12 protein-coding genes are annotated in these 13695 nt (G+C 69.7%); 6 read left to right on the top strand and 6 right to left on the bottom strand.

The features are described 5' to 3' along the window. Positions 1-93 precede the first annotated feature (93 nt). Together ABD212_RS11830 and ABD212_RS11825 are read right to left on the bottom strand one after the other, a co-directional pair. Positions 94-891, bottom strand: coding sequence for an SDR family NAD(P)-dependent oxidoreductase (locus tag ABD212_RS11830; protein WP_344094854.1), 798 nt, complete (start codon positions 889-891; stop codon positions 94-96). A 34-nt stretch (positions 892-925) separates the two neighbouring features. Then, positions 926-1711, bottom strand: a complete 786-nt coding sequence (locus ABD212_RS11825; protein WP_344094852.1) for an SDR family NAD(P)-dependent oxidoreductase — start codon at positions 1709-1711, stop codon at positions 926-928. Between the two features lie 229 nt (positions 1712-1940). Between ABD212_RS11825 and ABD212_RS11820 the strand changes: the two genes are divergently transcribed. Then, a complete protein-coding gene (locus ABD212_RS11820) occupies positions 1941-2735 on the top strand; it encodes an IclR family transcriptional regulator (RefSeq protein WP_344094850.1) in 795 nt (264 codons plus the stop codon). A gap of 11 nt (positions 2736-2746) precedes the next feature. Here ABD212_RS11820 and ABD212_RS11815 read toward each other — a convergent pair whose 3' ends face one another. The 4 genes from ABD212_RS11815 to ABD212_RS11800 are packed head-to-tail and all read right to left on the bottom strand — an operon-like array spanning position 2747 to position 6623. Next, positions 2747-3661: a flavodoxin family protein gene (locus tag ABD212_RS11815; protein ID WP_344094848.1), complete on the bottom strand. Its 915-nt coding sequence runs from the start codon at positions 3659-3661 to the stop codon at positions 2747-2749. Between the two features lie 8 nt (positions 3662-3669). After that, a complete protein-coding gene (locus ABD212_RS11810; protein ID WP_344094846.1) occupies positions 3670-4473 on the bottom strand; it encodes an ATP-binding cassette domain-containing protein in 804 nt (267 codons plus the stop codon). Between the two features lies 1 nt (position 4474). Beyond that, positions 4475-5590 carry an ABC transporter permease gene (locus ABD212_RS11805; RefSeq protein WP_344094844.1) on the bottom strand — a complete coding sequence of 372 codons (1116 nt, stop codon included), beginning with the start codon at positions 5588-5590 and terminating at the stop codon, positions 4475-4477. Between the two features lie 28 nt (positions 5591-5618). Beyond that, entirely contained in the window at positions 5619-6623 is a 1005-nt protein-coding gene (locus ABD212_RS11800; RefSeq protein ID WP_344094842.1) for a sugar ABC transporter substrate-binding protein, read from the bottom strand. Positions 6624-6741: 118 nt separating this feature from the next. Here ABD212_RS11800 and ABD212_RS11795 point away from each other — a divergent pair, with 118 nt between their 5' ends. Genes ABD212_RS11795 through ABD212_RS11775 form a run of 5 tightly spaced genes read left to right on the top strand, consistent with a single transcriptional unit; the run spans position 6742 to position 13479 of the window. Continuing rightward, a complete protein-coding gene (locus ABD212_RS11795; protein WP_344094840.1) occupies positions 6742-7305 on the top strand; it encodes a carboxymuconolactone decarboxylase family protein in 564 nt (187 codons plus the stop codon). A 49-nt stretch (positions 7306-7354) separates the two neighbouring features. After that, positions 7355-8320: an alpha/beta hydrolase fold domain-containing protein gene (locus ABD212_RS11790; protein ID WP_344094838.1), complete on the top strand. Its 966-nt coding sequence runs from the start codon at positions 7355-7357 to the stop codon at positions 8318-8320. Then, positions 8317-10680: a family 78 glycoside hydrolase catalytic domain gene (locus ABD212_RS11785; RefSeq protein WP_344094836.1), complete on the top strand. Its 2364-nt coding sequence runs from the start codon at positions 8317-8319 to the stop codon at positions 10678-10680. The genes ABD212_RS11790 and ABD212_RS11785 overlap by 4 nt, the downstream gene beginning before the upstream one ends. Next, positions 10677-12215 (top strand): glycoside hydrolase family 43 protein, encoded by a 1539-nt coding sequence (locus ABD212_RS11780; protein WP_344094834.1) that lies wholly within the window; start codon positions 10677-10679, stop codon positions 12213-12215. The genes ABD212_RS11785 and ABD212_RS11780 overlap by 4 nt, the downstream gene beginning before the upstream one ends. A 19-nt stretch (positions 12216-12234) precedes the next feature. Further along, positions 12235-13479 carry a glycoside hydrolase family 1 protein gene (locus tag ABD212_RS11775; protein ID WP_344094832.1) on the top strand — a complete coding sequence of 415 codons (1245 nt, stop codon included), beginning with the start codon at positions 12235-12237 and terminating at the stop codon, positions 13477-13479. Positions 13480-13695: the final 216 nt, after the last annotated feature.

Below are 13695 nucleotides of genomic sequence, written 5' to 3'. Positions count from 1 at the left end.
TTTCTCCTTGATTGAATGCGTTTCGTCTCTGCGTTTCGACTCGCTTCGCTCGCTCAACGACCGGACACAGGTGCGGGGCGGAGCGAGCGGCGGTCAGGCTCCGACCATGTTGAAGCCGCCGTCGGCGAGCATGTAGCCGCCGGTCAGGTGCGCGGCCTCGTCGGTCGCAAGCCACAGGCACGTGCCGGCGACGAACTCCGGAGGCGGGATGACGCCCATCGGCGTCTGCGAGAGCAGCACCTCGCGGCGTCCGCTCTTCCAGTCCTCGCGGTTCAGCAGACGCTCGGTCTCCATGAATCCCGGAGCGAACGTGTTGACGCGCACTGCGGGGGCGAACGCCTTGGCGTAGGACTTCGTGATGCCGAGGATGGCGTACTTGGCAGCCGCGTACTGCGGCGCCCGGGCGGAACCGCGCACGATGACGGTCGAGCCGACCTGGACGATGCTGCCGTGGCCCTGCTCCAGCATCCGGGCGCCGAACTCGTGGGTCATCAGCAGCGTGCCCTTGACGTCGATGTCGATGACGGCGTCGAGGGCCTCCTGGGTCAGCTCGTCCCAGTTCATCTGCTCGCTCGAGACGTCGCCGACGTTGTTGACGAGCACGTCCAGTGTGCCCAATGCCGCCCAGACCTCGTCGGCCATGCGCTTGATGGCGTCCCACGTCGAGATGTTCGCCTGCACCAGGATGCCGTCGCTGCCGGCCTCGCGAACCCGCTCGAGCGTGCGCTCGGCGCCGGCGCGAGAGGAGTTGTAGTGGATCGCGACCTTGGCGCCCTCCTGCGCGGCGCGCACGGCGATCTCGGCGCCGAAGCCGGTGCCGGCGCCCGTGACGAGCACGGTCTTGCCCGCGAAGCGGGGGAAGATCTGGGGGGCGGATGCTGCATCCGTCATGTTCTGCTCCGTTCTGTCGGGCCGTGGCCCGGACTCAGACGAGGGTACGGCCACCGTCGATGTAGAGCACGTGCCCAGTGATGAACCCGGCGTGCCGTGAGGACAGGAAGAGCGCGGGTCCGGTGAGCTCATCGGGCGTGCCGAGCCGCCCGGCGGGGACGAGGCCCTCGAGCTCTTCGCGCTTGCCCGGCTTGGAGAGATGATGCGCCGTGAGCGGCGTCTCGACGTAGCCGGGAGCGAGCGCGTTGACCGTCACGCCGGACGAGGCCCACTCGCGCGCCATGACCCGCAGCAGCTGGTTGATGCCGCCCTTGGACGCCGCGTAGGGACCGTGCGAGTGGTGGGCGAGCAGCCCGGACACGCTCGACAATGCGAGCACACGGCCGTGACCCTGCTCGACCATGTGGCGCCCGGCCGCCTGCGCCAGCCCGAACAGGGACGAGAGGTTCACCCGGAGGATGTGGTCCCATTCGTCCTCGCTGAAGTCGAGGATCGGGCGACGGTCGTTGATGCCGACGGCGTGGAGCATGATGTCCAGGCCGCCGAGCGCCTCGATGGCCGCTGCGACCACCTTTTCGCCGGCGCCATGCTCGGTGAGGTCGGCGCGCAGGAACGAGGCGTCGCCTTCCGCCGCTTCAGGCTCCCCCGCGAGTGCGTCGAGAGCCTCCTGGTCGAGATCGACGACGAGCACTCGAGCCCCCTCGGCGAGGTAGGCCAGGGCGCACGCGCCGCCGATCCCGCCCGCACCGGCGATCAGCACCCGGGCTCCTTCGAGCCCCAGCCAGGAACTGGTCTCGACGTTGATCGCCTGTGTCGTCATCGGCGTCGTCCTCAACTTCACTGTCACTAGACTTTCATTGTTTGAAAGTGAGTTTCTACTAATGAGAAGCGTAGCCGCCACGCCGGATCGTGTCAATCGGACGGCTCGCGCGCACTCCGGCGCGTTTGACACCGTCGCCGCACGGCCCTACCGTCGGTTGTGCCAGGTGAAAGCGTGCTTCAGCGAAGCGTCGTGCGGGGGCTCTCCGCCGCGGCAGAGAGGTGTCCCCGTGACGGATGACGCGGCCAGTGCCTCCGGGCGCAGCCAGTACCGCATCGAGGCACTGGCCAAGGGCCTCCAGGTGCTGCGGCTCTTCGACGAGACCTCGAACGCGCTGCGCCTGCGCGAGATCTCGGAGCGGACCGGCATCCCGATGCCCACCGCGTTCCGCATCGTCGCGACGCTCGAAGAAGAGGGGTTCCTCGACCGCACGGAGGACGGACTGCTGCACCCCGGTGTCGCGGTGCTGACCCTCGGCTCGGCGGCCCTGCGCGGTTCGGGGGTCGTCGAGGCGAGCGAACGCCCGCTGCGCTCGCTCGGCCAGGCCACCGGCGAGACGGTAAACCTCGGCGTCCTCCAGGGAGACCGGGTGCTCTACCTGGCGCGCTACCGGAACGCCGACATCGTCACCGCCAACATCCAGGTCGGGTCGACGCTGCCCGCCGTCTACACCTCGATGGGCAAGCTGCTCCTCGCCTACCTGCCGGCCTCGGAGGTCACTCGCCGGATCGGCAAAGACCCCTTCGCCTCGGGCTTCGGACCCAACGCCGTCACGAGTCGCGCCGACTTCGACGCACAGCTCGCCGAGATCCGCGCGCAGGGGTACGCCATTCAGGACCAGGAGCTCGCGGGCGGCCTGCGATCGGTGTCGGTACCGGTATACGGGCGGGGACCCGACCCGATCGCCGCCATCAACGTGGCCGTATCGGTGAGCCGTCACGACCTCGCATCGCTGAAGGGCACGATCCTCGAGCAGGCGCGAGCGGCGGCATCCGAGATCTCCACCCGGATGCGGGCGGAGTAGGCCCGCTCGACTCACACGCGCGGTGGACGGATGACAGGGTCCCACTCCGCATAGCGAGCTGCGAGTTCCGCGATGCGCGCCCGTTCCGGCGCGTGGCGGGCGGCGGTCTGCTGCACTTCGTGGAAATGGTCGAGCTTTTCGTCCCATGCCAGGATCGACTGCCGTCGCCCGTCGTCGGTCAGCTCGAACTCCACGCCGCCACCGGTGTCGCGGAGGCGCCCGACGGCTCCGCATGTGGCGCACTCGGCGCGGTCGGCGCGGAGCGCGAACACCGACAGGTGGCACAGCGGGCACGCGCCGGGATCGCCCCGGTAGACGGCATCGTCGTAGGCTGCTCCGAGCTGCGAGCCGACATGGCCGCCGAGCGCTCGGGCCCGCTGCAGCGCCGCCGGATCGAGGACGATGGATGCCGGGCTCCCGGCTCCCGCGAACTCGACCTGGTCGACCACGGCGATCTGCGCCGATGCCGTGAGCGTGTGCATGAGGGGCAGCGCGAGCGTCTTCCAGCGAGGCGGGATCGACCCGCCGACCGCGATGAACCCGGCGACCCGAGGGCGCAGCACCCGCTCGTCGATGGCGAAGTCGACGGCGATCGGCACGCCCTCGTCCCGCATCCGCAGCAGCTCGGAGGTGAAGGCGACATCCGCCTGCGGGCCGGAGATCTTGTCGCCGAGCAGTCGCAGCAGCCCGGGAATCGTGCGCGAGTAGATCGGCGACGAGACGACGAGCCCGTCGCTGCGCATGAGGCGATCCCAGAACCAGTCGGCATCGTCGGATGCCGCGCTCGGGCCCGCGCTGAGGTCGAGATCGCCGATCCGCACGAGGTCCACCTCGCCGCCGGCATCGGACGCACCGCGAAGCGCCTCCTTGAGGAGGATCTCAGCGCTCCCGCCCGCATTGCCGGCGGACAGCCCCAGCACTCGCATGGGGAATGTCAGACGTCGGCGCGGACGAGGTCGGGCTGCGGCGGCTTGGCGCCGGTGATCCAGCCGACGACCGCGTCGTTGTCGGTCTCGGTGATCGGGACGTCCGCCACCTTGCGTCCGCGGTTGAGCACCACGATGCGGTTCGCGACCTCGAAGCAGAGCGGCAGGTTGTGGGTGACGACGACCACGGCGATGCCGCGCTCGGCCATCCGCTTGATGAGGTCCTCGACCTGCCTGGTCTGCGCGTAGCCCAGGGCCGCTGTCGGCTCGTCGAGCAGCAGTGCGCCGGTACCGCTCGAGCTGACCCTCACGGCCGAACGTGCGAGCGCGACGACCTGCCGCTGTCCGCCGGAGAGCATCTCGACCGGCCGGGTGACCGGCGCCGTGGTCACCCGCAGGGCCTCGAGTTCGCGTCGCGCCTCGCGGCGCATGGCCTTCTTGTCGAGGATGCCGAGCCAGCCGAGCGGACCCTTGCGCACCGGTTCGCGCCCGAGCGTGAGGTTCGTCGCGATGTCGGCGGCGTCGATGAGCGCGAGGTCCTGATAGACCATCTGCACCCCGGCGTCGGCCGCATCCCGTGGCGAGCGGAAGTCCTTCGGCGTGCCACCGACTTCGATCTGTCCTGCCGAGGGGCGGTGAGCCCCCGACATGACCTTCAGGAGCGTCGACTTGCCCGCGCCGTTGTCGCCGAGGACGGCGACGACTTCACCAGGGTGCACCTCGAAGTCGACGCCGTCGAGCGCCTTGACGAAGCCGTAGTTGAGGTCGATGCCGGTGAGCCGCAGCCCTGGCGTGGTCGAAATGACGGCCATGTCATGCCTCCTGAGGGGTGACGACGGATGCCGGCTTGGGGTCCGCGAGAGTGGCGCTCGGCGGCGGCGCGAGCCGCTTCGCGACAGCGGCCGACATCACCCGCTCGAACGAGAGCGCGAGGATCAGCAGCACGCCGGTGACGATCGTCGCCCAGTAGGGCGGGATGCCGCGGATGATGAGCGCGCTCGCGATCGTCGCGATGATGATCGCGCCGACGAGGACCCGCGGCAGGCTGCCGCGGCCGCCGGTGAGTGGCATGCCCGACAGAGCCACCGCCGTGATGGCGCTGAACAGCAGGTCGACGCTCGGGTTCGGAGATGCCTGCGTCGTCGTCGCCATCACCAGCACGCCGCCGATCGCGGCACAGATGCCGGAGAGGATGAAGCCGAGGATGCGGTAGCGATCCGCCCGGATGCCGACGCGGCGGACGGCCTCGATGTTGCCGCCGACCGCCATCACGCGCACGCCCGAGCGGGTCTGCGTCAGATAGAACCAGCCGACGAGGTAGACCACGCCGACGACGATCACGGGCGCGGGAATCCCCCAGTAGCGGGTGTTGCCCATCCAGGTGAGCTGGTCGATCCCGGTGACCGGCACGCCGCCGGATGCGACCTGTGCGAGGCCCGTCAGCACCGTCAGCGACGCGATCGTCACCACGAGCGGGTTGAGGCCGCGCTGCACGAGGGTGCCGTTCACCGCCCCGACGGCGACACCGACCGCGATCGCGGCGGCGAGGCCGAGCCAGACCGGCGCACCCGACTTGATGATGAGCGCGGCGACGACGGCCGCCATGGTCGCGGAGCCGGGGATCGACAGGTCGAGCGCGCCGCTCAGGATGCCGAAGCCGACCGCCGCCGCGAAGATGGCCGTCAGCGCCGCCGCGTTCGCCACGAGCGCCGCATTGGCGATGGTGAAGAAATAGGGGCTCGCCCAGAAGGCGAAGATGACGACCAGCAGCAGCCAGAGCACGAGGATGCCCCAGTTGCGCAAGAAGATGAGCACCTTCACTCCGGTGCCACCGCTCGTGTCGATGGCGGGGAACGCGCGCGTCTCGCTGGCCACCCCTCCGCGGGGCGTGGCCCCCGCGGAGGTGGCGTCGTTCTGCTGGTCGGTCATCGTCATCCTGTCTCTTCCCTTGGACCGTCTACTTCTGGATGACGGTGATCGGAATGGTCAGCTGCTGTCCGGGTGCCGACGGGTCTGCGGCGAGGGTGTGCAGTTCGGCGAGGTTCTGTGCGATGTCCTTCTGGAAGTCGAACGCGACCTCGGCGTAGAACTCGCCGTTGGCGACGGCGGCCTTGGCCTCATCGTTGCCGCCGGCTCCGACGATGCACAGCTTCGACGGGTCTTTGCCCGCGGCCTTGAACGCATCCAGTCCGCCGAGGCTCGACTCGTCGTCGGTCGCGATCATCGAGTTGGCGTCGGGCGAGGCCTGCAGGGCGCTCGAGACGATCTGCTGCGAGCCGAGGCGGTCCTTGGCATCCTGCTCGTTGACGAATGTCGCGTCGGGCGAGCCCGCCGCCACCGCGGCCTTGATGGCGTCGTTGATCGCGGCCGTGCTCTGCGCGCCGCTGGGGCTCTTCAGGAAGATGATCTGGCCCTTGCCGTCGAGCCGCTTGTTGATGCAGTCCGAGGTGAGGGTGCCGATCTGCGTGCCGTACGCCTTGTTGTCGGTGTTGCTGAAGGTGATGCCGGCGGCGCCGTCCTGCATGCCGTAGTCAGCCGGGACGCCCGCTGCGAGGACGACGATCCCCTTGTCGAGCGCCGACTTCAGCGCCGACGCCACGGCGGGAGCGGATTGCGGAATGACCCAGATCGCGTCGACCTGGCCGAGATCCACCCACTGCTGGATCTGCTGCTGCTGTGTCGAGGGGTCGCCCTTGGCGTCGGCGGTGATCACCGTGTCGCCCTGCGCCTGCGCCATGGCGGTCATGCCCTGAGACATGCCGATGAAGGCCGGGATCTGCATCGAGAACGGCGAGAAGCCGATGCGCAGCGGCTTGGCGGCGGTGGATCCGGACGAACTCGCGGACGGGGCGGCGGTGCCTCCACCGCTGCTGCAGGCCGCCAGCGACAGGCCGACGGCGATGGTGAGGGCCACGGCCAGTGGCCGCAGGACGGAACGGACGGGACTCTTGCTGCGGGACATGGCGTGCACCTTTGCGTCGCGATCGGCCGGGCGCCGAGCTGTTGCAGTCGTTTCTACCAGACTTTTCATTGTTTGAATAGCACTTTCACCAGGTGAAGCGATGCGTTATGCTTTCGATATGGTGGACATCTCCGGGCGACTCCCCTTGCTGACACCCGGCATGATGACCCCCGAACAGCACGAACTCTACGGTGCGATCGTCGGCGGTCCGCGCGCCGCGGGGCCGCAGCATTTCGCGCTGACCAACCCGGACGGGTCGCTGACGGGCCCCTTCAACGCCCTCCTCCTCGTTCCTCCGCTCGGGAGGGCCGTGCAGGCGCTCGGCGCCGCCGTCAGGTACGAGACGTCGCTGACCGATCGCGAGCGCGAACTCGCGATCCTCGTCGTTGCCGCGCGGTGGGACAGCGAGTTCGAGCGCATGGCACACGAGGCCGTGGGCCGGGCGGCCGGGCTCGACGATGACGAGCTCAGCGCCGTCCGCAACGGCGGCATCCCCTCCCTCGAGGATCCGCGTGAGGACGCCTGCACCCGCTTGGCCCACGCGATGGCTCGTGGTGATGTCGACGATGCGCTGTGGGCGGATGTCGCCCCGACCGTCTCGCACGAGACGGTGTTCGAACTCGCGACGCTCGTCGGGTACTACGCGCTCCTCGCGCTGCAGCTGCGCGTATTCCGGATCTGATCACACCTCGCACCATCAACAAGAACAACCACCGTCGCGAAGGAGCGAAATGACAGACACGGATGCTGCACGCTACGCCGTCAACGAGGACGATCCGGGCTTCCAGCCGCCCGCGTTCTTCGCCCCGGGCGAGGCCGAGCTCCAGCATCCGTCGCGAGCCGACATCCATCGCGCACTCACGTACTCGATGCCTGACGGGTACCGTCCCCTGCAGCTCGACCTGTACGTGCCGGCCGATCGCTCGGGACCCGTGCCCTGCGTCGTCTGGATCCACGGTGGAGCATGGCTCTTCGGCACCCGCCTGGCGCCGCCGGACTACTGGCCTGCGGGCGCGCTCTTCCAGGCAGCCGTGGATGCCGGGCTCGCCGTCGCGTCCATCGACTACCGGCACTCGCGCGAAGCGCCGTTCCCGGCGCAGCTGCACGACGCGAAGGCCGCGATCCGGTATCTCCGGCACTTCGCCGGCCAGGTCGGCATCGACCCCACCCGGCTCGGAGTCTGGGGCGAGTCCGCCGGCGGCCACCTCGCGGCGCTCGTCGCCCTGATCGACGACCCCGAGCTGGAGGGGGCCGACGGAGTCGTAGGCCCGGCCAGCTCTGTGAGCGTCGTTGTCGACTTCTACGGGGTCGCGGATGTCGACATCCTGCCGTCGTTCTTCGATGCGATGCCGCAGGAGTGGATCGAGGAGCTGAGGGCGAAAGGCGATCCCGGGGCGGCTGAGCCCATCGACGTGCTGCTCGCGGCTTCCCCACTCCCCCGAGACGAGGCGCGTCGGCTCGTCTCGCCGGTAACGCACGTCACGGCGGACGCACCCCCGTTCCTGCTCATCCACGGGGAGGACGATGCCCTCGTGCCGATCGGCCAGAGCGAGCAGCTTCTCACCGCGCTCGAGGCTGCAGGCGCCGAGGTCGAGCTCGTGCGGGTGCCGGGCGCGGATCACGTGTTCCTCGGCACCGACCCGATGCCCCAGATCGAGCGGGCGGTCGCGTATCTGAGAGACAAGCTGGGCTTGTGAGCGTCGACACCATCGCGTCGGCCACCTGGATCCGCCCGCACGAAGAGGACGCGCCCGCCGCCGGGCTCCGTCCTGCGTACGAGCTGAGCCGGGACTTCGAACTCGCCATGGTCCCCGAATCGGCGACCATGGCCGTCACGGCGCACGGACTCGTCGAGGTGTTCCTCAACGGGGTGCGGGTGGGTGACGACGAACTCGTCCCGGGCTTCACGTCGTACCGCAAGCGCCTGCAGGTGTTCTCGTACGACATCGCGGCACTGCTGCGGCCGGGCTCGAACCGCGTCGAGGCGCTGCTCAGCGACGGCTGGTTCCGCGGCCGGCACGGCTTCGAGCGGCGCCCGGACGGCTTCGGCGATGAGACCGCCCTGCTGCTCGCGATCGAGGCGGGGAATGTCCGCGTCGCGACGGATGCCGCATGGCAGTCCCGCGCGAGCGCCATCACCCGGGCCGACCTCATGGACGGGCAGGCGACCGACTTCCGGCTCGTGGAGGGCGACCGCCCGTGGTCTCCGGTCTCCGTCGCCGCCGGAGGACTTTACGACGACCGCGACCGGCTGGTCGAGGCATCCGATGTCCGCGTCCGCCGTATCGAGACGCTCGCCCCCACTGCGGCCACCCGCCCGCGACCGGGAACAGTCGTGATCGACGTCGGGCGCGACATCAACGGCTGGCTCCGCATCGCCGACCTCGGCCCGCGCAACACCCATCTCAGGCTCACGCACGGCGAGGTGCTCGACGCGGACGGGCTCGTGTCGATGGAGAACCTGCGAGCCTTCGTGTTCGCGACGGGCGAGCGGCTGCCGGCCGGCCAGGTCGACGACGTCGTCTCGGCGGGCCGCGAGGGCGAAGTCTTCGAGCCGCGGCACACGACCCACGGCTTCCGTTATGTGCAGATCGACGGGGTTCCGGGCGGCTGGGATGCCGAGGCCGTGCGCGCCGTCGTCGTGCACAGCGATCTTCGGCCCGCCGGCGAATTCGCCTGCAGCGACGAGCGACTCGACGCGCTGCACGACCTCGCGGTGTGGAGCCTGCGAGGCAACGCGTGCGACATCCCGACCGACTGCCCTCAGCGCGAACGCTCGGGGTTCACCGGCGACTGGCAGGTGTTCGTCGACACGGCCGCGATGCTCTACGACGTCGAGGCCTTCTCGGCGAAGTGGCTCGACGACCTCGCCGCCGATCAGTGGCCCGACGGCCGGGTGCCGACCGTGATCCCGAACCCTGCCGGCGACGGCCCCTCCGGCGTCGTGTTCGAAGACCTGTCGGCAGGCTCCGCCGGGTGGGGGGATGCCGCGGTGCTGGTGCCGTGGGAGCTCTGGCGTCACTACGGCGACCTCGAAGCCCTGCGCCGCCGCCTGCCGTCGATGCGCCGCTGGGTCGAGTACGCCGCCGGCGCGGCGGCCGGGGGCCGGCATCCGGAACGCTCATCTTCCCGCCCCCAGGCGGCCCCTCACGAGCCGTACCTCTGGGACACGGGGTTCCACTTCGGCGAGTGGCTCGAGCCCGGCGTGCCGCCACGGCCGGATCCGACCGCCGACCACAGCATCGTCGCCACGGCGTTCCTGCACCGGTCGGCGGCGCTGCTGGCGGCGAGCGCCACCGTCGTCGGCGACGGCGAGGTCGCGACCTGGGCGCAGGGTATCGCCGCCGGTGCCCTCGCGGCGTGGCGCGCCGAGTTCGTCACCACGCCTGGCCGCCTCGCCATCGAGTCCCAGGCGAACTACACCCGGGGTCTCGCATTCGAGCTGTTCGCCTCCGAGGACCGTCCGCTCGCCGCCGAGCGGCTGGCCGAGCTCATCGCCGAGGCCGGCGGTCACCTCGGCACCGGATTCCTCAGCACCGGGCAGCTGCTGCCGGCCCTCGCCGACAACGGCCAGGTCGAGACGGCGTATGCGACGCTGCTCTCGACCGGCATCCCGTCGTGGCTCGGCATGCTCGATCGGGGCGCGACGACGGCGTGGGAGTGGTGGGATGCCGTCGGCGACGACGGCGCCGTGCGCGGCTCGCTCAATCACTACAGCAAGGCCGCCGTGGTCTCATTCCTGTACACGCACGTGGCCGGCATCCGCCTCGACGCGAACCCGGATGCCGCATCCGCTGCGTTCCGTCGCGTGCGGATCGCGCCCGTCCCCGGCGGGGGGCTGGCGTGGGCGCGCGCCGCGATCGACACGCCCCGCGGCCCCCTCCGCTCGGAGTGGCGCGTCGACGACGGCACGTTCACTCTCGAGGTCGAGATCCCGGACAGCACGATGGCGACCGTTGCATTGCCTGATGGAGCACGCCGCACGGTGGCGGAGGGGCGGCACGCGTTCACGGCATCCCTCCTCAATCCGGCCGCCCGATCGGAGGAGGCCACATGACCGGCTACCGCAACCCGGTGATCCGTGGCCATGCCCCCGATCCGAGCGCCGTCCGCGTCGGCGACGACTACTTCCTCGCCAACTCGAGCTTCGGATTCCTGCCGGGCATACCGATCTCGCATTCAACCGACCTCGTGAACTGGCGCACGATCGGATTCGCCGCGACGCGGCCTGCTCAGTATCGCCGCGACGGCGAATCCGGCCCTGTCAACCTGTTCGCGCCGACGCTCCGGCACCACGACGGTGTGTTCCACCTCGTGTGCACGAACCAGGCGGACGAACAGGGGAACTTCCTGCTGCGCGCCGACGACCCGGCGGGCGAGTGGTCCGATGCGGTGTGGCTGGACCGCGAAGCCTTCGACCCGTCCCTCTTCCGCGACGAGGACGGGCAGTGGTACTACACGCGGCGCACACTCGAGTTCCGCCCGGATGGCGATCTCGGCCCCATCGTGCAGACCACGATCGACCTCGACAGCGGCGCCCTGGGCGAGTTCCACGCGATCACGGCGAACAACCGCGGATTCGAGAGCAACGACATCGAAGGACCGCACCTGTACCGTCGCGGTGATTGGTACTACCTCACGGCCGCCGAAGGCAGCAGCTGGAAAGGCCACATGCAGACGATCGGCCGTGGCCGCACGCCGTGGGGCCCATTCGAGCCCGCGCCGGACGGACCGATCCTCACGCACCGCCACCGCGTCGCGCATCCGATCCAGACGGTCGGCCACGCAGAGCTCATCGACGACGGGGCAGGCAATTGGTGGGCGTTGTCGCTCGGCACCCGGCAATCGCCGTTCGCGAGCCACCATCTGCTGGGTCGCGAGACCTTTCTCACCCCGATCGAGTGGCCCGACGGCGGCTGGCCCTCGGCCGTCAACCGCGGCACCGAACCGGCCTACGAAGGGGTGACACTGCCGGGCGGCGGTCGGCCCGACACGGACCACAAGGTCCGAGACTCCCTGTGGCTGCGCGGTTGGCGCACGCTGGGCGGACCCGATCCGCGTCTCGATCCACGAGCCGACGACCGCGCCATCCGTCTGCCGGCCGGGGCCGATCTCACGGCCCGCCCCCTGCTCGGCGCGCTGCTGCGCGCGCAATCCGAGTACGACCAGACCTTCGAGTCGACGATCGAGTCCGATGCCGGGGTGATCGCGGGCGTGGCCGTCTACGCGAACTCCACGCATCACTACTCCGCGCTCGTGACGGGCCACGGAGACGAGCGCCGCATCCGGTTCCGTCGCGTCGTCGACGATCTCTCGACCGAGACCTGGGCGGCGTTACCGGGCGATCACGCGATCCGGCTGCGGATCACAGCATCCGCGCTCGAGTACATCTTCGAAATGCAGCTCGACGACAGCTGGCTGCCCGTGGGCACGGGCGGCGCCCGCCTGCTGTCGGCCGAAGCGATCGAGTGGTTCACGAACGTGAACTTCGCCCTCGCCGCAATCGGCGATGCCGGCAGCGCCCTGTTCACCTCGACACGCGTGGGCATCCCCGACACCATCCGCACGCCGTCGTTCCAACTCCCATACTGACCCTTCGAAAGGCACCACTATGACCGTTCCCACCTTCCCCGCTGACTTCCTCTGGGGTGTGGCGACCGCCGGCCACCAGAACGAGGGCGACAACGTCGACAGCGACACGTGGTTCCTCGAGAACGTGACCCCTTCGGTGTTCCAGGACCGTTCCGGCAAGGCCGCGAACGGATGGGAGCTGTGGGAATCCGATCTCGACCTGGTCGCCGGCATGGGCCTGAACGCCTACCGCTTCTCGGTGGAGTGGGCGCGCATCGAGCCCGTCGAAGGCGAATTCTCCGAGGACGCCCTCGCACACTACGAGGCCGTCGTCGATGGATGCCGCGCCCGCGGCCTCGCTCCGATCGTCACGTTCAACCACTTCACGTCGCCGCATTGGTTCGCGGGGCGCGGCGCGTGGCTCGACCCCGAGGCGCCCGCCCTGTTCGCACGGTATGCCGGTGTCGTGATGGACCGCTTCGGCGACCGGATCGCACTGGCGATCACGTTCAACGAGCCCGACCTGCCCGAGATGCTCACGTGGGCCCGCCTGCCCGAGTTCGTCGTCGAGCTCGAGCGCAAGACGCTGGAAGCCGCCACTCGCGAGGCCGGCGTCGAGAAGTACCGCGCTGCGAACGTGATGCTGCGCGAAGACTTCGCCGGCATGCGCGCAGGAATGACAGCCGGACACCGAGCGGCCAAAGCCGCGATCAAGGCGCGTCGCGACGACCTCCCGGTCGGACTCTCGATAGCCATGGTGGACGATGTGGCGATTCCCGGAGGCGAGGCGACCCGCGACCGCAAGCGCGCCGAGGTGTACGAGCACTGGCTCGAGCTGGCACGCGACGACGACTTCGTCGGCGTGCAGAACTACGAGCGCTACTACTACGGACCCGACGGTGCAGTGCCCGCGCCGGACGGGGCCACAGGACTCGTGGGCCTGTACGGCGGCGTCGAACCCGATTCACTGCGAGGAGCCGTCGAGTACACCTATGAGGTCACGGGCCGGCCGGTGCTGGTCAGTGAACACGGCATGAGCACGGAGGATGACAGCCGCCGCGCCGGCTTCATCGAGCCTTCACTGGTGGGGCTCAAGCAGGCGATGGATGCCGGCGTCCCCGTGCTCGGCTACTGCCACTGGACGCTCATCGACAACTTCGAGTGGATCTTCGGGTACGGACCGAAGCTCGGGCTGCACAGCGTGGACCGCGAAACCTTCGAGCGCACGCCGAAGCCGAGCGCCGGGGTGTACGCCGAGCTGGTGCGCGAGGCGCGGGGGGAGTAGCCCGGCATCGATCCCCTGAGCCTCCCGATGGCGATCCCCGAGCCTGCCGAAGCGTCTGGGGCCCGAGGCTGCCCGCCCGCGCGTGCCTTCATCACGTCCGTCTCACCAGAAGCTCCGTCAGGCGTATCGCGGATTTCGTCACCGGGCGCCACCTGCCCGACGAGTCATTCCACGGCGGTGCCTGCACCTCGGGCACGCCGCGATTCATGCGGATCT

Origin of the sequence: Microbacterium deminutum, from assembly GCF_039530205.1 — a bacterium.
GTDB lineage: Bacteria > Actinomycetota > Actinomycetes > Actinomycetales > Microbacteriaceae > Microbacterium > Microbacterium deminutum.
Note: the sequence above shows the minus strand (reverse complement) of the source record. Positions and strands in the feature narration are given on the sequence as shown.